Genomic DNA, 23315 nt, shown 5'->3' with positions numbered 1-23315 from the left:
TTCGTTATCTGAATAACTCCATTGTTCTACACACAAATCCACAGTACATATAACAGTTGACAAGAAATTCTAAGTTATACACATAGCATGAACGTTTTCCAACAAATAAAAGCAAAGTGCTAAAATACAGCAGCTTATGAGTTAGTAAATTGTGAACAAAACCGTATTATTGAACAATACGTAAACAAGTACTTGGATTAAATGTTGACTAAAAAGTTTTCCACTTATCCACAGGTCTAATAACGATAACTTAATTTTATATAAATCAATTAAATATAATATGGGTCGCTTAAATCTGTTGATAAAGTATTTCCTCGGGGTAACCTGTTCACTAATTGTTTCCCTTGGTTCCTTAAATGCACAATCAAATGACCCAGTCCAAATAGCAAGAGAATATTATAACATTGGTGAGGTCGATAAGGCGCGAAAGGAATTTGAAAAGTTAGCTAAGAATAAAAGAAACATTGTACGGATCCACAATACGTACTTAAGCCTCCTTTTAACCCAAGAAGATTATACTGCAGCAGAGAAATACGTTAAGAAAGTTTTAAGGGACAATCCTGATAATTTTGAGTATGAAATAGATTTAGCAACTGTTTATCGAGCAAAGAAGGAGGAAGAGAAAATAGAGTCCTTACTGGACAATGTTATTCGAAAAGAAACTCTAAAGACTTCAAAAGATAAGAAGGGTACGCGAATCAGAATTCTAGCGAATAAGTTCTTTGAGAAAGACTTCCGTGAAAAGGCGATCAAGGCATATGTAGATGGACGTAGGGCAATTGGCAGAGAAGATATGTTTGCGCTGGATTTGGCCAATATATATCGCTTTATGAATCGAAAAGCGGAAATGGTTTCAGAGTATCTAACCTTTTCAAAAAATCAGCCGCAGAACTTAAACTATGTAAAAAATTCCCTTCAAAATTATCTTAGAGAACCTGAGGACTTAGATACCCTAGAGGTGATCCTATATGATTTCATTCAAAAAGAACCTGGAAAACCAGCCTTCAATGATTTGTTAGTATGGACTCATCTGCAACAAAAGAATTTTTCAGCAGCCCTACGTCAGGCAAGAGCATTGGATAGAAGGTTAGAAAATAATGGAGATAATATCATGAATGTAGGCATGATTGCCTACAGAAATACGGATTACAAAACTTCTCAAAAGGCATTTGATTATATTCTCAATGATTTTCAAGAAAGTCCAAATCGTAGACTCGCTTCTAGATATACACTCCTGTCTGAAGAAGAAGTTTTAAAATCGACATACCCTGTAGATACAACTGCAATAAAACAACTAATAACTAAGTATGGAGATTTTATTGAGCAGTCTAGGGATGTATTTTCAGTAATTGAGGCACAGCGTCGTGTTGCTTTATTGCAAGCTTTTGAATTGAATCAAGTCACAGCTGCGATTGAAACCCTCACCGAAGTTCTAGATCAGCCAGTTGGAAGAAATAAGGTGGTTGCAGAAGCGAAAATGGATCTTGCCGATATCTACTTATTAAATAAAGAACCCTGGGAGTCAATTCTTCTTTATGGTCAAGTAGAAAGGATGTTTAAAGATGAACCTTTGGGTTATATGGCTAAACTCAAGAGCGCTAAACTATCTTACTTCAAAGGTGATTTCGAATTAGCACAAAGCAACTTGGATATCTTGAAACTAGCAACGTCGAGAGAAATCGCAAATGATGCTCTCGACTTAAGTATACTGATTAAGAATAACACTGTGTTTGATACTACTGATCTTGTGATGCAAGAGTATGCTAACATTGAATTGATGCTTTTTCAGAACCAGAAACAAGAAAGCATTGCACTTATGGATAGTATGTTGATCAAGTATGAGAGTCACTCCATAGTAGATGAACTACTTTATTTGAAAGCTAATACATTAAGAGAACTTGGAGATTTTCCGCTCGCGCTCGAAGCTCTGAATAAAATAAATGAAACTTACTACTACGAAATATTAGGTGACGATGCACTTTTTCTCACTGCCAAGATTAACGAAGAAGACCTAGGGAATAGTGAGAACGCAATGAATATTTACAACGATTTACTTAAGAAGTTTCCGGGAAGTATTTTTGTCGCAGAAGCAAGAAATAGATTCCGGGAATTACGAGGAGACTTTAGTAATTAGTTCAATGTCAACATCATTCAATAACCTTAGAATTGGCAAGCGCTTTGAGCTTGTCAACTTTGGAGAAACCTTTCATTTCGAAGTCATGGAAATTATGGATAATGGTGACTGTAAGTTGAAAGATACCTACACCTTAGAGTTCTATTCATTGTTTGATTTAATAAGTCTAGGAAAAGGGCCAGATTTTCACATTACTGAGTTTTAACTAGATTATTATAATGTTAAGGATGGTGGTTTAGGCACTATATTGCTACACCTATAAAAAAAATTCTTACTTTTAGGGACTGACGCTACCCGAAAGGGTGCGTTTTTTTTGCTTCAACACATGAAAGATACTAGAACCAAAAGTCCCTTCTGTCTGTTTGCATCAATTTTTTTGTTGATAACAGTCTTTTCAATTACTCCTACAAATGCCCAGTCTGAAGCTCAAGTTAAAGCTGAACTTGAAAAGAGAGGAATTGATACGAAAGAAGAAATTCTATCTGAATTGCGTAAAAGAGGAATGACTGAAGATGATGCCAGAAGGCAAGCAAAAGTATATGGACTGGATTATGACGAATACATCAGAAAATATATTTCTGGATCTGAGACGACCGACTCTACTCCTAAAAATGTTCAAGAAGTTTCAACAGATACTGTCAAGTACACTTCGGGTGATCAAATAATAAAACAAGCTGAAACCCAGCCAACCAATGCGCCAGTAACTGCTCAAAGTACATCAGTCAAGTACTTTGGCTACAGCATATTTAATAATAACCCTTATGCAAATCAAGGGGCTTTAGTAGGAAACATCGATCCGGGATATTTGATCGGTCCAGGAGATGAGTTAAGAGTTTATTTATGGGGGGAAGCAGAGTTCCAATTTGAGGGGAAAGTCGATATCAATGGAAACTTGTTTATCCCTAATGTTGGGCAAGTGTTCGTTTCAGGTACTACTTATGAAAACCTGAATGTTCGAATGAAAGAGTATCTCTCTAAATTTTATTCAGGTCTAAAGAAAAATCCACCAAAAATATTTTTAGATGTTTCATTGACCAAATTAAGACCCATCAGAATCATGGTAATGGGGGAATCTAATAAGCCAGGGTCGCATTTGATTAATGCATTTGCAACCACAATGAATTCACTTTATGTTTCTGGAGGAATCAAGATATCTGGTTCACTTAGAGAAATTAAAGTCTTTCGAAACAATAGGTACATATCAACAATGGATTTGTACGACTATCTCATAAAAGGTACTGCAAGAGAAGACATTCGACTGGTAAGCAATGATGTAGTATTTATACCAAGTAGGAAGAACAGTATAACCTTATTAGGAGAGGTAAATAAGGAAGCTATTTTTGAATTAAAGGATAACGAAGGGTTGATTGACCTAATCAGTTTTGCTGGGGGCTTGAGACCCACAGCCTATACTGAATCCGTGACGATTAAGAGAATAAAGTCCATTTCGGACAGAGATGGGTCATCAAATTTTGATCGGGAAATTATCAATATCAACTACAAGGAATTAATCGAACAAGGAGTCAATTACAAACTTCAAGATGGTGATATTATAACCTTTGATAAGGTATTAGAAGACTTAAATAATGTTGTAAATATTGAAGGGTCTGTTTTTAGGCCAGGAGAATATCAGCTCAACGAGACAATGAACCTAAAGGATTTGATAATGAAGGCTGGTGGTATCAGGCCTAATACTTATTTAGACAAAGTGGATTTATTCAGAGTCGATGAAAATGGTGATTTAAAGTTTAGAACATTTTCTCTCTCTTCAATACTTAACTCAACTAATGGGGCAGAAAATATAGTACTGCAAAGACAAGATAGTCTCAAAGTTTATAATGAGAATGAGGTTAAGTCTCTAGAATCTGTTTCTATCTCCGGCTTTGCGGCAGACCCTATAACTATGCCGTGGAGAGAAAACCTTTCTCTTTATGACCTTATATTCATGTCTGCCAATATCGAAGACTTAGATTTTCAAAATCGAATTTTGACTAGCAGGGCGGATCTCTTTCGATATCAGGAAGGAAAAATCGAATATCAAGTTGTGTCTTTTGATCTTGATAGCGTCTTGAATAAGCAATTTGATGTTGTCTTAAGGCCGAAAGATCAGGTTATTCTTTATAGTAGAGATATTACGGAGGTTTTAGAAAAGTATGTTTCTGTTCAAGGTGCCGTAAAAAACGGCGGTCGATTTAGAATGACTGAAGAAATGAACGTAGAAGATTTACTAATTCAGGCTGGAGGGTTTTTGGAAAAGTCTTTTCAAGACTCAGTAACAATCACACGTGAATTTTTTGACTTTAGTGGAAATGAAATTGCTACAAATCAAAGGGTAAAAGTCGACAAAGATTATTTATTAGGACTTAAATCGGCATCAGATAATAATGACTTTCTACTAAAACATAATGATAGAATTAATGTGGACTTGATACCAGGGTCTGCTGAAGGAAGATCTGTAGTTTTAGAAGGCGAGGTCAAGTTTCCCGGAACTTATTATTTGGAATCCAAGGGAGAAACACTGTCAAGTGTTATAAGGCGGGCAGGAGGTTTATCTCCCAATGTCTATTTGCCAGGAGCAAAATTTTTTAGAAATGGTCAACAATTGGCATTTTCTTTTGAAAAACTCTTTGAAGAGCGTAATTCGAAGTTTGATATTACAGTAAACGATAATGACCGTATTGTATTCCCAGAATCTGTTTTTACTGTTCAAGTTGGTGGTCAGGTGGTTAACCCATCCTTGCAAAAGTATATCTCTGGTAAAGGTGTAAGAACATACGTTAGAAATGCTGGAGGAAAAACGAAAGAAGGTAGAAAAATATACATCACGGAACCTACTGGGTTCACTCGAAAAGTTGGTTGGTTTGCTAACCCTAGGGTTCTCGATGGATCCATAATTACAGTCTCCATTAAACCTCCGAAACCAGAGCGCCAAAACAATGGTAAATTCTTAGAAACATTCGGTACGCTTGCTGCTATTATTAGTTCTTCATTGACGGCAGTTTTCTTAGCTCAAAGAATCGCTGAAAATTAATTTAGTTAGAGCCTATTTTATGCTAGGCTCTTTTTTTAGAGAAAATAGTATGCATGCATAACAAATTTTTTCTAAATTCGTAAGACCTCAAAGCCTTATGAAGAGAGAAGAGACTGTAGATCACCAAATAAAAATGTGCTGGCATGCCATTTACAGGATGTATAACCAACAGGCTGTACAGCATGAGAGTACAACATCCATGGCTTTTGTCGTCCTTAACATTGACCCTGTTGAAGGTACACCTGCAACAAAGATTGCACCTCTTATGGGTCTCGAATCTCGAAGTCTTACGCGCATGTTAAAAAACATGGAAGAAAAAGGCTTTATCTACAGAGAAAAAGACCCGAACGATGGCCGGTCGGTGAGAATTTTCTTGACCGAAACAGGTCAGGAAAAAAGAAGAGTTTCAAGGGAAACGGTGATCCGTTTTAATGAAGCTGTTAGGAAATCGATTGCATCGGATAAGCTCGATACATTCTTTGAGGTAATAACTAAGATTAATCAATTGATAGATTCTAAATCAATATTCTAAACACATGAGTCGAAGTATAAAAAAAGTAGCAGTATTGGGTTCTGGAGTAATGGGTTCCAGAATTGCCTGTCATTTTGCCAATATTGGTGTAGAAGTTTTGCTTTTGGATATTGTCCCAAGAGACTTAACAGAATATAACAAGAATAAACCGGCATCCAGAAATCAAATTGTAAATGATGCGCTCACCTTTGCATTAAAGTCTAAGCCCTCCCCAGTTTACGACAAGTCAGTCTCCAAGCTGATTACTACTGGAAATTTCGAGGATGATATGTCAAAGATTGCGAATGTTGACTGGATCATTGAAGTTGTTGTAGAAAGGCTTGACATCAAGAAGATCATTTTTGATCAGGTAGAAAAGTACCGAAAGCCTGGAACACTTATTACATCGAATACCTCGGGGATTCCGATGAACCTAATGTCAGAAGGTAGAAGTGAAGATTTCCAAAAACACTTTTGCGGAACACACTTCTTTAATCCACCAAGATACCTAAGGCTTTTAGAAATTATACCAGGCCCTAAAACAGACCCAGAGATCATTGATTATTTAATGCATTACGGTGACCTGTACCTTGGTAAGGAAACTGTATTGTGTAAAGATACCCCAGCCTTTATCGCCAACAGAATTGGAATCTATGCGATTATGTCGGCAATGCATACCATTGAGGATATGGAGCTGACGGTCGGTGAAGTAGATAGGATGACTGGCCCAATTATCGGTAGAGCTAAATCTGCAACTTTCAGAACAATGGATGTAGTAGGTCTTGATACAACTGTTAATGTGGCAAATAACCTTTACGCAGGTTTACCGAATGATGAGTCGAAAGAGGCCTTTGTTTTACCGAAAATTGTAAAAGAAGTTCATGAAAAAGGCTGGTTTGGAGATAAATCTGGCCAGGGATACTTCAAAAAATCAAAGGACGCGAATGGTAAAAGGGTTATACAGGAATTAGACCTCAAGACTTTCGAATATGGTGATAGAACTAAGGCAAGGTTTAAAGCTTTAGAAGCTGTTAAAGATGAAGAAAGCCTTAAGGCTAGAATTAAAATGCTGGTCAACTTTGACGATAAGGCAGGTGAATTCTACAGAAAGACTTTCTATGACACATTTAAATATGTGACCTATCGTATACCAGAAATTTCAGATGAACTTTTTAGGATAGATCAAGCAGTTTGCGCAGGCTTTGCATGGCAAATGGGCCCTTTCGATACTTGGGATTTACTTGGGGTTCGATCGGTGGTAGAGCAGATGGAAAGTATGCACCTGAAACCAGCCGAGTGGGTATATGAGATGTTAGCCGCTGGTCATGAATCATTCTATAAGATTGAGTCAGGGATTAAAAAATACTACGACATCCCTTCTAAATCATACAAGACTATACCTGGCACAGAAGACCTTGTAATTCTTGAGAATATTAGAGAAACGAATAAGGTATGGGGTAACCCAGGAGCCTCCATTTTTGATATTGGAGATGGTGTACTTTGCTTGGAATTCCACACAAAAATGAACGCGATCGGTCAGGAAGTGATTGAGGGAATTGAGACTGCAATTTCAATGGCCGAGAAAGATTACAAAGGTTTGGTCATTGGAAATGAAGGAGAAAACTTCTCGGCAGGCGCCAACTTAGCCATGCTCTTCATGTTTGCTGGAGATCAAGAGTTCGATGAAGTGAACTTGATGGTAGCGCAATTCCAAAATACGATGAAAAGGGCGAAGTTCTCTTCGATTCCGGTGGTGTCAGCCCCAGCTGGCCTGGCCCTAGGAGGAGGATGCGAATTATCGCTGCATTGCGATGCCATTCAGGCACACGCAGAAACATATATTGGGTTAGTAGAGGTTGGAGTTGGCTTGATCCCAGGAGGTGGCGGCACCAAAGAATTGACTATGAGAGTGGCAGACTCAATCGAGGGAGGCGATCCAGAGTTGAACCGTCTACAAGAAGCATTTATGAATATCGCAACAGCTAAAGTGGCTACTTCAGCAGAGGAAGCGAGAGGCATGCATATTCTTAGACCTCAAGATGGTATAACGCTGAATAGGAAAAGGCTGCTGACAGACGCTAAGGCTAAAGTACTTGAGCTTTATGAGGCTGGTTATACTCAACCGGTAGAAAGAAAGAACATCAAAGTTCAAGGAAGAACTGGCTTGGCGCTATTTGAGGCAGGAATCAACGGCATGCTTTTAGGAAACTATATTTCAGAACATGACGCTAAAATTGCACGCAAATTAGGGTGGATAATGTGCGGTGGAGATTTGACTTTCCCACAAGAAGTATCGGAACAGTATTTACTGGATTTAGAACGACAAATGTTTGTCGAATTAACGGCAGAACCTAAGACGCTGGAAAGAATTCATAGCATTCTTTTCAAAGGGAAACCGCTTCGTAATTAATCATTTTCATTCAAAAAATAACAACCCAAAAATGGACGCATATATAGTAGCAGGATATAGAACAGCAGTAGGCCGAGGCAAAAGAAGTGTTTTAAAAACAGTTCGCCCGGATGATATGGCTGCTGACGTAATTAAGCACTTAGTCAACCAAGTACCGAGTTTCGATGCAAAAAGAGTAGATGACCTTATTGTAGGTAATGCAGTACCAGAGGCCGAGCAAGGGATGCAAATGGCTCGAATGATTTCACTACTATCCTTACCGATCGAAGTACCAGGGGTTACAGTAAACAGATATTGTGGTTCGGGCTTAGAAGCCATCGCTTTAGCCTCTGCCAGAGTACATGCTGGAACAGCCGATTGCATTATTGCTGGAGGTACCGAGTCTATGTCTATGGTGCCTGTAATGGGCTATAAAACAGCCTTAAATTACAAGTTGGCCACGGAACATAGTGATTACTATCTAAGCATGGGCTTAACGGCGGAACAAGTTGCAAAAGAGTTTGACATCAATAGAGAAGAAGCCGATCAGTTTGCACTAGATTCTCATTTGAAAGCAGTTGCTGCACAAGCAGAAGGTAAATTCAAAGACGAAATTGTGCCGATTAAAGTGACAGACAAAGTGGTTGGTCCTGATGGTAAAATCGTTGAAAAATCATATACAGTCGATACAGATGAAGGACCTAGAGGCGATACATCCTTAGATGTTTTAGGAAAGCTAAGGCCAGTATTTGCACAAGGAGGTCAAGTTACGGCAGGTAATTCATCGCCAGTCTCTGATGGAGCCTCTTTTGTAATGGTCATGTCAGAGAAGATGGTCAAGGAATTGAACCTAGAACCAATTGCTCGAATGGTTACTTACGCTGCCGTAGGAGTTCACCCAAGAATTATGGGAATAGGTCCAGTAGAAGCAGTGCCGAAGGCGTTGAAACAAGCTGGTTTGAAACAGTCTGATCTAGACCTGATAGAACTAAATGAAGCATTCGCCGCTCAGTCACTAGCTGTAATTAAAGAATTAGATCTTGATAGGTCAATCTTAAATGTAAATGGTGGTGCGATCGCGCTAGGTCATCCACTAGGATGCTCAGGTTCCAAATTGTCAGTCCAGCTTTTCAATGAAATGAGAAGAAGAGAAAACGCCAAATATGGTATGGTAACCGCTTGTGTCGGTGGAGGCCAAGGGGTAGCAGGTATTTACGAATTCCTTAAGTAAAACCAAGCTTAAAAGTTGAAAGGGCGCATTAAAAAATTAGAAACACATGTCTACAGAAACAAAACAGTCAATTAAAGGAGGCGAATTTCTCGTGAGAGAAACAAGTGCCCAAGAAGTCTTCATTCCAGAAGAGTTTAGTGAAGAACAAAAAATGATGGCACAAGCGTGTCAAGACTTCATAGATACTGAGATTCATCCAAATGCCGATCGAATTGATTCTATGAAAGAGCCAGATTTGGTTCCCAACATTTTCAAAAAAGCAGGTGAGCTTGGTCTTTTAGGAATTTCTGTTCCAGAAAACTATGGTGGTTTGGGTATGAGCTTCAACACGAGTATGTTGATCGCTGATATTATCGGAGCAGCTGGATCTTTCTCCACTACTTATGGGGCCCATACTGGAATTGGTACACTACCGATCCTCTACTATGGAAACGAAGAGCAGAAGCAGAAATACCTACCAAAATTGGCCATGGGAGAATGGGCCGCATGTTACTGCCTAACAGAGCCAGATGCAGGTTCAGATGCCAACTCGGGCAAAACCAAAGCAGTCTTATCAGAAGATGGTTCACATTATAAGATCACAGGTCAGAAAATGTGGATTTCTAATGCTGGTTTTGCAGACCTATTTATAGTGTTCGCAAAAATTGAAGATGACAAAAACCTGACAGCGTTTATAGTGGAGAAAAGCTTCAACGGCATTACCATGAACGATGAAGAAAAGAAGTTAGGTATCAAAGGCTCTTCTACTCGTCAAGTATTTTTCAATGATACGGAAGTTCCAGTTGAGAATATGCTTTCGGAAAGGCAAAACGGTTTTAAGATCGCCGTGAATATTCTGAACATAGGTAGAATTAAGCTTGGTGCAGGAGTTCTTGGTGGATGTAGAACGGTAATTTCTCAAGCCACTCAATATGCCAACGAGCGCAAGCAGTTCGACGTTTCAATTTCAAGCTTTGGCGCTATAAAGCACAAACTGGCTGAAATGGCAACTCAGGTTTATGTGACCGAATCATTGGATTACAGAGCTGGGCAAAATATCGAAGACAAAATCAATGACTTGGTTGCTTCAGGTATGGACGACGCTCAAGCAAAACTTAAAGGAGTTGAGCAATTTGCGATCGAATGTGCGATCGGTAAGATTCATAGCTCGGAAGTGCTGGATTACGTGGTCGACCAAGGAGTTCAGGTGTACGGTGGAATGGGTTACTCAGCAGATGCGCCAATGGAAAGAGCTTATAGAGATGCGCGTATCGCCCGTATATATGAAGGCACTAATGAGATTAACCGAATGCTCATGATCGGTATGATCTTAAAAAGAGCAATGAAAGGTGAACTTGATATGTTCGAACCAGCTATGGCTGTTTCTAAAGAACTAACCGCGGTACCTACATTCTCTACTATAGATAAATCGGTTTTATTCAATGCTGAAAAAGAAGTATTGAAAAACCTGAAAAAAGTATTCCTTATGGTTGGTGGTAAAGCAGCCATGGCTTTACAAGACAAAATCGAGGACGAGCAAGAAGTAATGATGAACCTAGCTGATATCTTAATCGAGATATATGCAGTTGAATCCGCTATGCTCAGAACAGAGAAGCTTATTAGTCTAAGAGGTGAAGAAGCCTGTGCCGACTACATTGCCATGACTCAAATTTACATGACCAAGGCGGTGGATAGAATAAATGCCGCTGCTAAAGAAGCGATAGCCTCATTTACCAAAGGTGATGAGCAGAAAGTTATGTTAATGGGCTTAAAACGCTTCACGAAAATGGATTTGGTGAACACCAAAGAATTAAGAAGACAAGTGGCTGATACGATGATTAAAGAAGGAAAATTTCCTTACTTCTTTGCCTAAGTACAGTTACAAGAAAAGCTGACGAAATCAGCTCTCTAAACAAAAAGCGAACTCCGAATAGGGGTTCGCTTTTTTCTTTGTTGTATAGGCGATGAGGTAGTAAAATTATCTTGTGGGTGCACAAAAGAACCCTACTAACCTCGTTTCACCTATAACACAAAACACATCAACGGTTTGGATCCCGCCAAACACGTACACACGATCTTTGCATTCTTCAACCCAAGTGTGGAAACACGATTCATCGTTTATGAATGGGTACAAGCTCTATTAAGAAGAAAGGCTAGTTTCGTATATATCATCAGTTGATGATTCACTAAATTTTATTCCCTGTGACAAGAATAAAATATCTAATAGTCGATAATATGGTAAAGTTATAGTTGCGTTAAACATCTTTAATGTTGTTCTAATGTATTTGAAATAATAGTTAAAAGCAAACTTAAAATACTTAAAGGGAAAAATAAGTGCGTTAAAAGCAAATAATGCAGTCTTAATAGATGTTTAGAATTTGATAATTTGGAGTAAACAAGCTCTAATGTCACGTAAAAAACTTAACCGGATTAAGGCCGTATTGGCTGAAACCGAGCGTACCAATCTTTGGCTAGCAGAAAAGCTCGATGTGAATAAAACCACTGTTTCTAAGTGGTGTACCAATGAAATGCAGCCGCGAATTGAAATGCTATCAGATATCGCTGAAGCCCTTGACGTAGATATTCGTGAGTTGTTGGTGGGAAGAAAACTATAACCTAAACCCCCCTCCCAAAAGGAGCGAAAGCCAAGCCAGCTAGCTTAAAGTGTTGGGCGCCAAAAGGGATACCTATGATAGTTATCGAGAAAAGAATTCCCCAAATCAGGTGAGTGACAAACACCCAAAAACCACCAAATATCAACCAGATTATATTCAAGGGTAAGGACAAACAGCCACTTAAACTTCTACCCGGCTCAATGCGCTGGCCGAAAGGTGCAAACCCCAATATGGCCAATTTAAAACACTGTATGCCAAACGGTATGCCCACTATAGTCATGCATAAAGCAATGCCACCAATAATATATTCGAGGGCAATCATCCAACCCCCAAACACGATCCAAATAATGTTACCAAGTAGATTCATTGTGCCTTTTTTAACTCATAGATATAGAACTTATTGTAATCCAACTCCTCATCTTCACCGGCTATATAGGGCGTAATAAATCGATTTTCATCTATCCGAACCAACTGTTTAAAACGCTTTTCAACAGTAAGCACCACTTTTTCATTCTTTATAAAAGTTGTGATATACTTATTCAGGCGTACATAATCGGGGTTGGCCTGTCTTGCAGTATTATATTTCGACTTTTTTAAACCAGTTTTGTGCTCTATAATGATTGTATTTCCCTCTGCATGAATATCTAAAATGGCACTATTAGTCATCCTAAGTATCGTGTTTCTTCTATTAGTTCGGCCCGTGTACTGACCTGGGTTTTTAAGTTGGTCACCGAATGGAATACCTTCGGGCTCTTTAAAACGTTCGAGCTTAATTGGAAATTCATTCACTAGGTTGAATTCCTTTTTCGGGTTATAGGTGTAAATCGTTTTTTCTAATGGTAAAGCAACATAAAGTAGTCCATTGGATTTGTTGATTGATAACTTCGGAAGGTGGCTATCATAATAGGTTTCTTCATCCTGATAAACAGTGTTTTTTGGGTAATTAAGGTGCCCCTCTGCTTTCTCTGATTCTCCATTAAAGGACTCTATCATTTTAGCAGATAAGAAATGCCCTTTCTTTAATTCCAACGACCCAAAGTAATTTTGATTGATATACCTTAAAACAGTAGGCTTTCCATTGAGCATAAGGCCAGTGAGGTCATAGGGTAAGCCGACAAGTGGAATCATACCAGAACCAGGCGTAAACTTATTTTGATAGTTCCAGTCCTTATCTAAAAAGATATAAGAAGCAGCACCCTCTATTACTTTATGATCACCGACATACCCTAAAGCACTCATACCTCTTCCAAAGTGGCCAGGCCCCTCACCTGATAGGTCTACCTCGCTCAGAATGTTTCCTTGAAAATCTATTTCTAAACACTTCTTTGACGTGGTGCCATAAACTAAAAAGTTGTTGGTTTTAGGGTTGTAATCAGCTATCTGCAGAATTTCCAGTTTGTTAATAATAATGGAGTCGCTTATAACGAGCTTATATTCAGTATTGCCCTGAAAAGAGTAAAGACTGTTGGATACAAGGGCTATTGCCAAAAGGAATTTGAGCGTGAACTTCAGCATGTTGATGTGTTTAAAGACATCAATATAACTAATTAGTAGTACAGGAAGTGCTCAAAATGGCTATCCTAAATTTCTTTAAAAGAGCTGACTTCTAGTGTCTTCTTATTTAATTCAAAAATGCCCTCGTAAGACTGGTTTTTGATTTGAAAACGGTGATAGTAAAAAACGTTTTCTCCATCGGTTAGATTTATGTTATAAATAGAAAGCCCATAGGCCGAAAGGCTGGTATTGAGTTCAGTAAGAGCGATCTCTTGTTTCTGGTTGGCAGATAAAATGGCTTTAGGCAATTCGTCAAAATGATCGGCAAGTGCTTTGTTTAGTCTGGCATTTTGAAATTGAAATTCGTCTACTTCGTCCACGGTAAGGCCATTCACTTTTCCCGATAACTCAGTAATCAGTTGATCGCTGGCGTTTTCAATACGTGAATAAAAACCCAGCTTAATGCGTGTAGTGTCTTGAAGTACGGTAAGTGACTTTTGAATATCTCCTTTGGCCATTAAAAAGTCCACGTCAATTTTCTCAAAATCAATGGCCTTATAATGCTTAAAATCATCGGTCTGGGTCATGATGAAATATCTAATTTCAGCCATCCAACGTTCCTCCTCGCTCCTTTTATCACAGCTTAAGAAGACCAAAAGGGACGCAGATAAAAGTAGAATGCAGTTTTTGTAAACCTTTTTATTCATGGCAGAAGTGAGTTTAGAACACGTTTAGACTAATATCTGAAAAACGAGAATTAATCTATCATTGAAAAAGGTTTTATGCTGATCGTTTTTGATTCGCCATTCCGCGAAATCTCAAGTGAAATGTCGGCTTTCCGGTTGTTGGCATAGGCTTTAAATTCGTCAAGCGTCATTTTCGTTTTTCCGTCAACCGACACAATTTCATCCCCTATTTGAATATCGACCTTGGTGGCTGCCGACCCTGCAATAATGGCCTCAACCTCCAGCGAGTCGCCAGACTTCTTTAATTTCAGGCCAGTAGTATTATTTCGAAATGGCGTGTTTGACAACGAGTTCTTTTGATAGTACATCGCATTTCGGCTGTAGTCAAAAATTAGGTTGAACCTCTTCAAGATTTCCAGCCCCAAAATACCATCTACCGTATCCCAGCTACTTACACCTGAGGTAACTGTAGCCATGCGGATAGGTATGTCTTCAAAAGTTTCCCCTAAAACCTTGTAGGCCTTTAGTTTGCCTATATGGTCGTCCGAAGAGTTGTTTAAAGCACGGCTGGTGTACACATAATTAGGGGTTATATTTTCTATGAGTTTGTTAGATTTTACCAGCGGCGTATTCATTCTTAGGGATAAAGCCGCTCCCGTATCCACCAGATATGAACCCGTCAAAGTCTTCGATTCGGCATAGTTAAAATCCCCAGAGATGATCGGAATACCATAGGGTCTTAAATCAATCTTTTCTTTAGAATAACCATCTGGTACATCAAAGTCCTTGTTTTTATAAAGACTCATGATTCCTTCGTCAAAATTCAATTCTACCACATATCGCCTCAGCACATTTGCTCCGATCAGTGCGTCTAAAGGGTAATCGGAATCACCTAAATGATCAAGGTTCATAACCAGAAATGTCTGATTTTTCATTTCTAGGCTTTCTCCTAACAAAAGCTTATTCCCACTAGACCGGTCAATCGATACAGGACCCGAAGCACCACTTATCATCTGGGATCCTCTAATTTTTAGACCAAGTTCTGCGGCCGTTTCCTCACTAGCAAGGTTTGCACCAGCCCCAGTATCAAAAACGACATTGATTGTTCTGCCATCATTGATCTTGGCTTTGATGTATATGTGTCCTAAATGGATTTCGAAAGGAAAACTGACGATTGGCTCGTTGGCATAGGCAATGCTGCTTAGAAATAGCAGCAGGAAGAAAAAAGTGTTACGCATAAATTTTGATCTTAATCTATTATTAAACCCAAATTAAGCCATCAGGTTGCTTATTTGGACCTCCGTTAACACACGTTAAGAAAAAACTATTCGTTAGGCGCTACTTTAACAGTATCCGTGGCCGCGTTAAAATAGTTTACACCCCTAGCATCCAAAAGTTTATACTGCTGCTGCATTTTCTCTTGAAATCTAGCCCAATCTTTTTTCGCAGGATCTGTCCAAACGGTTTCGGCAAGTGCTACTACCCTAGGGTAAGCCATGTATTCCACGTAATCGGAAGTTTTCATATACTCTGTCCAAACATTTGCTTGCGCACCAAGTACATGTTTATGATGCTCGCTATCCAGTGCTGCAGGAATAGGTTCGTAATGATAGACACTTTCCAAAGTCGTATAACCGCCGATTGCCAATGGCTGATTTTCAGGGTTGGCCTGATAATGATCGAAATACATATCAGCATTGGGCGACATGACAACATCGTGCCCATTTTCCGCCGCTTCAATACCCCCGTTTTCCCCTCGCCAAGACATTACTGTAGCCTCTGGTGCCAGGCCTCCTTCTAAAATTTCATCCCAGCCGATCAATTTTTTACCCTTGCTGACCAAAAACTTTTCAATGCGTTTGATAAAATAACTTTGCAACTCAAACTCATCCTTTAAACCCTCTCTTTTGATAACCTGTTGGGCCAACTTGCTTTTTTTCCAAACAGCTTTTGGGGCCTCATCTCCCCCGATGTGTATGTAATCACCTGGAAATAAATCGATTACTTCCTTCAATACATCTTCCAAAAACGCGAAAGTCTTTTCACTTGGGCAATAAATATCTTCATACACCCCCCAGCGTGTGCCCACTTCATAAGGGCCAGGGCCACAACCTAACTCGGGGTAAGCCGCCAGCGCCGCCAGACTGTGCCCAGGCATTTCTATTTCAGGTACAACAGTGACATGCCGCTCAGCAGCATAAGCAACGATTTCTTTGACCTCATCTTGTGTATAAAAACCTCCATAAAGTTTTCCATCACCGATATAAGGGTTGAAGTTTTTCTCCTTGATTGTCTCTTTTCTTTGACTACCCACAGCCGTAAGCTTAGGGTACTTCTTTATTTCGATCCTCCACCCCTGATCTTCAGTCAAGTGCCAATGAAAAGTATTCAATTTGTAGAATGCCATCAGGTCGATATACTTCTTAATGAAGTCTACAGAATAAAAGTGGCGTCCCACATCTAGGTGCAGCCCCCTCCAACTGAACCGCGGTTTGTCGAGCAGTGCCATATAAGGCAAAACAGCAATTTGCTTATCTGTAGGCAGCATTTGAACCAACGATTGCACACCGTAGAAAAACCCAACATCGGTATTGGCTCGAATAGTCACACCCTCATGGTCTACTTTTAAGGCATAGGCCTCACCCTGCATTTCGCCATTATATTTGAAATGAATTTGTGCGTTACCAGACTCATGCAGTTCGGCCGACCAGCCAGCTGATTTCAGGTAATCGTGCAAAAAGCCCATGGCCTTATCGGCACTTTCAGTTTCTGACAATAGAATGGGCCGACTATTCAGGTAAAAATGCTTGTTGAGGTTGTAATTAAGCTCGAGGGGTTGTGGTACAATCTGCGGGGTAATAACTTCTGGAGCTTCAGACTGACAACTCAACAGGACTAAAGAGGTGATTAGTCCAAAAAATAGGTTTTTCATTTCGGAAGATATCGAGTTTGAATCAAAAATGAAATGCATTGATAAACGGTTAAAAACTTAATGTCGATTTCGATAACTTAGGGCAAACTACAACTATGGCAGACAGACGAAAATTCTTGAAATCCTCCATTTTTAGTGGATTAGCGGTAACCACAGCTGGTTTTAGCAGCATGGCTTGTGCTTCGGAACCACAGAAAAAGCCGGTAAAAAAACCGATTGTTATTTCTACTTGGAATCATGGTTTAGACGCTAATAAGTCTGCTTGGCAAGTACTTTCGGCCAAAGGTAGAGCCGTAGATGCGGTAGAGCAAGGTGTACGTGTAACGGAGGCTGACCCTAATAATGCGACCGTTGGTATTGGTGGTTTTCCTGATCGCGATGGCGTGGTGACTTTGGATGCTTGCATCATGGATGAGTTTGAGAACTGTGGATCTGTAGCTTTTCTTCAGAATATAAAGCATCCCATTTCAGTAGCTAGAAAGGTGATGGACGATACACCTCACGTGATGCTTGTTGGTGAGGGAGCGCGTCAATTTGCCGTGGAAAAGGGCTTTAAAGAAGAAAACCTCCTGACAGAAAAGTCAGAAAAAGCATGGAAAAACTGGCTAAAAAACCAAGACTATAAACCGAAGATTAATATCGAAAACCACGATACGATCGGTATGGTAGCCTTAGATGATGCCGGAAACTTGTCAGGCGCATGCACTACCAGTGGTGCCGCTTGGAAAATGCATGGCCGAGTGGGAGACTCACCAATTATTGGAGCAGGGCTTTACGTCGATAACGAAATAGGCGCTGTTACCGCGACAGGCTTAGGTGAGTTTGTTATTAAAATTTGTGGTGCTCATATGATTGTAGAGCTAATGCGCCAAGGCCTGGCACCGCGAGAGGCATGTAAGCAGGCCGTCGAACGTATTGTACGGAAATATCCAGACAATTATAAAGACCTACAGGTAGGCTTTCTTGCCTTGAGTAAGGACGGTGAATACGGAGCATATGCTATTCACAAAGGGTTCAATTTTGCCGTAAAATCAGAGGATCAGGAAGAGCTCATTAATGCGGAATATTACCAAGGGTAATTAATCTTTCATGAGAGGCTGGAACTTTCCATAGGACAAAGAGCGCCACAGCCATTCGAATGGACCATATCTGAAATAACTCAGCCAGATATTGGAAAAAGCGATGTTAAATACCCAAATAGCCAGTACAAGTACGGCTTGTGCCGAACGATCGAGGTCCCCGAAGAGCCCTAAACCGTGACCATAGAAAATAAATCCGCAGATAATAGACTGGAGCAAATAAGTACTTAAAGCCGTACGCCCAACGGCCGCTATTTTTTTGGCCAGAAAACTTCTTGTAGAATCTTTAGTGAGTAGCATAATGATACCAACGTAACCCAAGGCCATCAAAACACTACCCCAATAATTGAGCTGCGTGAAGAAAAAGAAACTGTATTGGAAGTCCCATTTGTAATGGAAGTCAAGTATAAGTCCGATTACTACTAAAGATAGACCAACACCCAAACCATAGGCAATCATTTTGCCATAATATCGGGAGCCCTGCTTTCCTTTAAACACACGGCGTTTGAAGAGTGCCATCCCGATAAGCATCAAACCAGAAACTCGCCAAAAAGTCTCAAATAAGAATATAGTTGTTTGCATCTGAAAGGACTGTCCAGACCTAAAGAGCAACTGTCGTTCCCAAGAACCAGTAGAAAACTCAATTTCTTCAGCAATGCTCTCTTTATCAGGTGTCCAAATTTCCATTTTGGTACGCTCTAGCTCACCTGGCTCCCAGTATGGCGTAGTGTAGCCAATCACGAGACTGATCAACGACCCTACCACTAACAAGGCGATACCAGCTCTGATTTGGACCTTGGTCTTTTTATTTCTGAATGAAAACATAAAGAATCCACAAACAGCATAGGCGAAAAGAATGTCCCCGTACCACAAAAAATAGGCATGGCCCAACCCTATCAACGCCAAGAAAATAAACCGACGGTTTTGAAGTTCAGTGGACCTCAAATTCTCTTTTCGCGCCTTTTGGGACAACATCATAATGCTAGCACCGAAAAGCATAGAGAATATGCTCATAAACTTTTGATCGGCGAATACGTGACTCAGTACCCAGACCCATAAATCATAACCTTTCAAGTTTTCAAAAGCAGTTGGGTTTGAATAAGCCGCACTCGGCATAGCAAAACTCTGGATATTCATGGCTAAGATGCCCAGAACGGCGACTCCGCGAAGAATATCCATTGGTACGATTCGTTCGGGCGAACCGACAGGTTTGAGAAGATTGGATGATACTGCCACGGAATGGAAATTTATTGATTCTTATGCAATATTAAAACTTAATAAAGTTTAACGAACACGCCTTCGTCGGTCACATCCAACGGATAAATGTCCAATGCTTCACAGCGCTGCGAAACTTCTTGGCCTGTGGTTAAGCTGAACCGATAGGAATGCAGAGGGCAGATGAGCTCGCCAAAGTCATTAAATTCAGCGGTAACCAAGGGGTGTCTTTGGTGCGGGCATAATGCCTCAAAAGCATGGAACCGGCCATTATTATTGGCGATACAAAGCTTTCTGTCTCCGATTTTAACACTTCGAATAGCGTTAGACTCAAAGACTTTTTCCAAGTCTGCCTTACTTTTAAAAATCTTAAAACGGCCTTGTTTCATAGTCTAATAAGCGATATTAGTGTCAAAATTTTAACAGCCAATTTAGTCAATGCGTCAATCAATAATCTGCCTAGTTCTTTTTCTTTGCTTTTCCGCTACCGCACTATTTTCTCAAGACTTAATTATTAAAGACGAGCTTCTGACTCCATTGAATGGCGCTACGGTTCTTTTACTCCCCGACTCCACGGTGCTGACGAGCAATAGCATGGGCGAAGTAATCGTAGAGAATGCCCAGGCCAGTGAAGCGGTCATATCATTTGTGGGATATCAATCTCAGAAAATCACATTGGCTAACGGTATTCGAAAGGTTGTCGTTTTAAAGCGATCGGCGCAGAACTTAAATGATGCCGTAGTGGAGGGTTTTTTGAGAAACGAATCCATCGAAAAGCAGGCAGGGTCTATTGCGAAGCTTTCTTCCAGAAATTTGAAAAGGTTTGATGAACAATCGCTCGTCAATGCGGTCAATACAATTCCAGGGGTCAGGTTTGAACAAAGGGCTTCGGCTAGTTACAGGGTGTCAATTAGGGGTAGTTCGATTCGCTCGCCTTTTGGCGTTCGTAATGTTAAAGTCTACTGGAACGGAATTCCATTTACCGAACCTGGTGGAAATACCTTTCTAAACCTCCTTGATTTAACGAATACATCAAGCCTAGAAATTATAAAAGGCCCAGCTGCGAGCATTTATGGAGCAGGAAATGGAGGTGTAATTAAAATTCAGAGCACCAATCTGGCCGATTTAGCCAATGCGACTACAATCAGTGCAACAGCAGGCTCATATGGACTATTGAGATTAAGTGGAGGGATGAATACTTTGAAAGAAAATAGTAGCCTAACTTTTAAATTTTCAAGGCAGAAAAGCGATGGTTACAGAGAGCATAATGCCATGGATCGGAAAACACTAGAGTTCGATGGCTTATTCTTTCCCGACAGGAAGCGTACAATATCTACCTCACTGTTGTATTCAGATCTTTTTTATGAAATTCCGGGTGGCTTAAATCCAGATCAGCGTGATGAAAACCCGAGACAATCACGGCCTAATAGCATCGAAAGAAACTCGTCAGTGGCCAATGAACTCTTTTTGTTCAAAGTAGGGCAAGAGTATGTGATAAGTAAGACTTGGCAAAACACAACGGACCTGAGTTTAAGCGCTAGTAAATTTGAAAACCCCTTTATTCTTGATTTCAAAAGGGACAATCAACAAGTTTTTTCGGGCAGAACACTTTTTGATAAGGACCTAATGATCGGCGGTAAACCCGCCAATTGGTCTACTGGTTTCGAATATCAGCGATCGTTTTTCGATGGGAAGAACTTTGGGAATGTAGCTGGTCAAGCAGATACCATTCGTTTTGCGGATGAAATAGAGTCAAAACAGAGTATTCTATTTACAAACCTGAGCTACAACGTAAGTGATGGGTTGAACCTAACAGTTGGGCTTAGCCGGAATTCACTTTCTTACGATATAGATCGGACAATAGACAAGATTAATAATAACCCACAAGGTCTGTTGAAAGAATTCGATGCAGTTTGGTCACCAAGATTAGCGATTTCGAAAAATTTGGGTAGTGATTTTTCGGCCCATTTCAGTGTTATGAGTGGATTTTCTCCACCTACAACTACCGAAGTTAGAACTAATGAGGGAAGCTTAAATAGCGCATTACAAGCCGAAAAAGGATTGAATTATGAATTCAATTTTCGCGGAGCCGCACTCAAAAATAAGTTATCATTCGATTTATCATTATTCTATTTTGAGCTACAAGACGCCATTACCACCTTCACTGATATGAATGGAGTTGTCCTCTTTAGAAATTCGGGGGAAACAAGGCAAACAGGGCTTGAGCTTGCCACCAAGATGGATTGGATAAAGGCGAGTAATTCAACTATTGCCGACCTGAATACGACGGTAGCGTACACTTATCATAATTTCGAGTTTGAGGATTATATAGATGATGGTGATGATTTTTCTGGAAATGCTTTGCCTGGAACTGCACCGCATGTCGTGAATATTCAAACAGATTTAAGTTTTAGTAATGGGCTCTATGCTAACCTCACCTATCACTATTCTGACCCAATTCCTTTAAACGATAGCAATACATTTTTTTCAAATGCTTACAATCTATTGAACTTGCGGATTGGATATGAAGGAGGATTCAAAGATGGGTCTCGTTATGAAATTTTTGCGGGAATCGATAACCTTTTAGACGTTTCCTATAGTTTAGGTAATGACCTGAATGCCTTCGGTAGAAGATACTTTCAACCCGCGGCTGATCAGAATTACTATTTTGGAATTAAGTTGAAGCTTAACAACTAATCAATGACACCACTAGACCCACAACAAGTTGCGGACCTTTTGCAGAACAGAAGGTCACTTTACCCTGCCCAGTATACTGGAGAGCCTGTAGCAGAGCATATTATTGAGGAAATGCTAGAAAGCGCCAATTGGGCACCAACACATCGGCTGACTGAGCCATGGAGGTTTGTCGTTTTTTCTGGTGATGGCATCAAGAAATTGGCTGAATTTCAGTCTGAGCTATATAAGAAAGTGAGTACAGCACAGGGTAACTTTGATGAGGCTAAATTTCAAAAACTGGCCACCAAGCCTTTCTTGTGTTCGCATATTATTGCGATCGGTATGGCAAGAGATGTAAAGGAATCGGTTCCCGAGGTTGAGGAAGTTGCATCCGTGGCCATGGCGGTGCAAAACATGTATTTAACGGCGAGCGCACACGAAATTGGCTGTTATTGGGGGTCGGGTGGAGTAACCTATTATGAGGAGGCCAAGCCCTTTTTCAATTTAAAACCAACCGATAAGTTGCTAGGGTTTCTATATATCGGAAATGTGAATATGGACAAGAAGCCTCAAGGCAGAAGGAAGCCTATGGCCGACAAAGTGACTTGGGTGAAAGCTTAAAAAATAAGCTGCCATCGAAAAGCCCACATCCATTTCAAAGAGAATTGGCTAACGCCGGCTTCCGACATAATCTTTTTCAGATCATTTCTTCTAAACGAACGCCGGACTGATAGCGGTGCATCGTATTTCACCATTGGCGATTTTGAAAATAGTTGTGTAAGCAACTTTATGGAGTGATATGCTAACCAATGCCGATGTAGATCGTTAATGACCACGCCTTTTTTGGCCTGTTCTTTAAACTGATGAAAGATTTTTATGAGCTGATTATCCGTAAAATGATGAGTAAAAAGTGTACACAGCACGATATCGTAAGTGTTTTGCTTAAAATCCTCACTAAAAATATCTTCTACGTGGAAGCTTATCTCAGGAAACTCAGCACAGTTCTCTTCTGCGTATTTAATGATGTTTGGGTTGGCATCATAACCATGAAGTTCTACTGGAACCTTGGCCTTTTTTGCCCAAGTGGCCACTAATTTCAAAATATCTCCACCACCACAGCCAAGGTCAGCTATTACTAGTGGTTTTTCAGGAGAATGGCCCTTGAGTAATTGCAAAATTCCGTTGATGGTTACATAATTTCCACCAAGCCATTTGTTAATGGTTTCTAGTTCACGAAGCGTTTGGTCTATGACCTCCCCTCCGGAATCAAGGTCATCCATTAGCTCCTCTTCATATACCCTGTGGTCAAACCGCATTGAAAATTGAATTAGTCTTAAACTTAA

The 23315-nt window shown here is 40.0% G+C and carries 19 protein-coding genes; 11 read left to right on the top strand and 8 right to left on the bottom strand.

The features are described 5' to 3' along the window. Positions 1–280: 280 nt before the first annotated feature. The 8 genes from BFP71_RS05345 (at position 281) to BFP71_RS05310 (ending at position 11890) form a co-directional block, all read left to right on the top strand. Positions 281–2134 carry a tetratricopeptide repeat protein gene (locus BFP71_RS05345; protein ID WP_069834395.1) on the top strand — a complete coding sequence of 618 codons (1854 nt, stop codon included), beginning with the start codon at positions 281–283 and terminating at the stop codon, positions 2132–2134. 4 nt (positions 2135–2138) lie between these two features. Continuing rightward, positions 2139–2339 (top strand): hypothetical protein, encoded by a 201-nt coding sequence (locus tag BFP71_RS05340; RefSeq protein WP_069834394.1) that lies wholly within the window; start codon positions 2139–2141, stop codon positions 2337–2339. 174 nt (positions 2340–2513) lie between these two features. Next, positions 2514–5165 carry an SLBB domain-containing protein gene (locus BFP71_RS05335; RefSeq protein WP_176723325.1) on the top strand — a complete coding sequence of 884 codons (2652 nt, stop codon included), beginning with the start codon at positions 2514–2516 and terminating at the stop codon, positions 5163–5165. A gap of 97 nt (positions 5166–5262) precedes the next feature. Continuing rightward, positions 5263–5697, top strand: coding sequence for a MarR family winged helix-turn-helix transcriptional regulator (locus BFP71_RS05330; protein WP_069834392.1), 435 nt, complete (start codon positions 5263–5265; stop codon positions 5695–5697). Positions 5698–5701: 4 nt separating this feature from the next. After that, complete coding sequence (locus tag BFP71_RS05325) at positions 5702–8086, top strand: 3-hydroxyacyl-CoA dehydrogenase/enoyl-CoA hydratase family protein (RefSeq protein ID WP_069834391.1); 2385 nt, start codon at positions 5702–5704, stop codon at positions 8084–8086. A 31-nt stretch (positions 8087–8117) separates the two neighbouring features. Beyond that, the gene (locus tag BFP71_RS05320) at positions 8118–9296 is read left to right on the top strand and encodes an acetyl-CoA C-acyltransferase (protein ID WP_069834390.1); all 1179 of its coding nucleotides are present in this window, start codon (positions 8118–8120) and stop codon (positions 9294–9296) included. A gap of 46 nt (positions 9297–9342) precedes the next feature. After that, positions 9343–11148: an acyl-CoA dehydrogenase family protein gene (locus BFP71_RS05315; protein ID WP_069834389.1), complete on the top strand. Its 1806-nt coding sequence runs from the start codon at positions 9343–9345 to the stop codon at positions 11146–11148. 532 nt (positions 11149–11680) lie between these two features. Next, on the top strand, positions 11681–11890 hold the full coding sequence (locus BFP71_RS05310) for a helix-turn-helix transcriptional regulator (protein ID WP_069834388.1): 210 nt from the start codon (positions 11681–11683) through the stop codon (positions 11888–11890). A gap of 1 nt (position 11891) precedes the next feature. Here the strand turns inward: BFP71_RS05310 and BFP71_RS05305 are convergent, their stop codons facing one another. The 5 genes from BFP71_RS05305 to BFP71_RS05285 form a co-directional block, all read right to left on the bottom strand. Beyond that, positions 11892–12257, bottom strand: a complete 366-nt coding sequence (locus tag BFP71_RS05305; protein WP_069834387.1) for a YccF domain-containing protein — start codon at positions 12255–12257, stop codon at positions 11892–11894. Next, complete coding sequence (locus BFP71_RS05300; protein ID WP_069834386.1) at positions 12254–13405, bottom strand: hypothetical protein; 1152 nt, start codon at positions 13403–13405, stop codon at positions 12254–12256. The genes BFP71_RS05305 and BFP71_RS05300 overlap by 4 nt, the downstream gene beginning before the upstream one ends. A 65-nt stretch (positions 13406–13470) precedes the next feature. Next, positions 13471–14091, bottom strand: a complete 621-nt coding sequence (locus tag BFP71_RS05295; protein ID WP_141719680.1) for a hypothetical protein — start codon at positions 14089–14091, stop codon at positions 13471–13473. 50 nt (positions 14092–14141) lie between these two features. After that, entirely contained in the window at positions 14142–15308 is a 1167-nt protein-coding gene (locus BFP71_RS05290) for a retropepsin-like aspartic protease (protein ID WP_069834384.1), read from the bottom strand. A gap of 86 nt (positions 15309–15394) precedes the next feature. Further along, on the bottom strand, positions 15395–17002 hold the full coding sequence (locus tag BFP71_RS05285; RefSeq protein WP_088124910.1) for a beta-N-acetylhexosaminidase: 1608 nt from the start codon (positions 17000–17002) through the stop codon (positions 15395–15397). Between the two features lie 95 nt (positions 17003–17097). Here BFP71_RS05285 and BFP71_RS05280 point away from each other — a divergent pair, with 95 nt between their 5' ends. Beyond that, positions 17098–18081 (top strand): isoaspartyl peptidase/L-asparaginase family protein, encoded by a 984-nt coding sequence (locus BFP71_RS05280; protein ID WP_069834382.1) that lies wholly within the window; start codon positions 17098–17100, stop codon positions 18079–18081. Here BFP71_RS05280 and BFP71_RS05275 read toward each other — a convergent pair whose 3' ends face one another. Next, positions 18082–19317 (bottom strand): DUF418 domain-containing protein, encoded by a 1236-nt coding sequence (locus BFP71_RS05275; protein ID WP_069834381.1) that lies wholly within the window; start codon positions 19315–19317, stop codon positions 18082–18084. Positions 19318–19355: 38 nt separating this feature from the next. Then, positions 19356–19685: a Rieske (2Fe-2S) protein gene (locus tag BFP71_RS05270; RefSeq protein WP_069834380.1), complete on the bottom strand. Its 330-nt coding sequence runs from the start codon at positions 19683–19685 to the stop codon at positions 19356–19358. A 49-nt stretch (positions 19686–19734) separates the two neighbouring features. Here BFP71_RS05270 and BFP71_RS05265 point away from each other — a divergent pair, with 49 nt between their 5' ends. Continuing rightward, the gene (locus BFP71_RS05265; protein WP_069834379.1) at positions 19735–21993 is read left to right on the top strand and encodes a TonB-dependent receptor; all 2259 of its coding nucleotides are present in this window, start codon (positions 19735–19737) and stop codon (positions 21991–21993) included. A gap of 3 nt (positions 21994–21996) precedes the next feature. Next, on the top strand, positions 21997–22593 hold the full coding sequence (locus BFP71_RS05260; protein WP_069834378.1) for a nitroreductase family protein: 597 nt from the start codon (positions 21997–21999) through the stop codon (positions 22591–22593). Here BFP71_RS05260 and BFP71_RS05255 read toward each other — a convergent pair. After that, positions 22590–23288: a methyltransferase domain-containing protein gene (locus BFP71_RS05255; RefSeq protein ID WP_069834377.1), complete on the bottom strand. Its 699-nt coding sequence runs from the start codon at positions 23286–23288 to the stop codon at positions 22590–22592. The two genes, BFP71_RS05260 and BFP71_RS05255, sit on opposite strands and share 4 nt — an antisense overlap. Positions 23289–23315: the final 27 nt, after the last annotated feature.

This window comes from Roseivirga misakiensis (genome assembly GCF_001747105.1).
Lineage (GTDB): Bacteria > Bacteroidota > Bacteroidia > Cytophagales > Cyclobacteriaceae > Roseivirga > Roseivirga misakiensis.
Note: the sequence above shows the minus strand (reverse complement) of the source record. Positions and strands in the feature narration are given on the sequence as shown.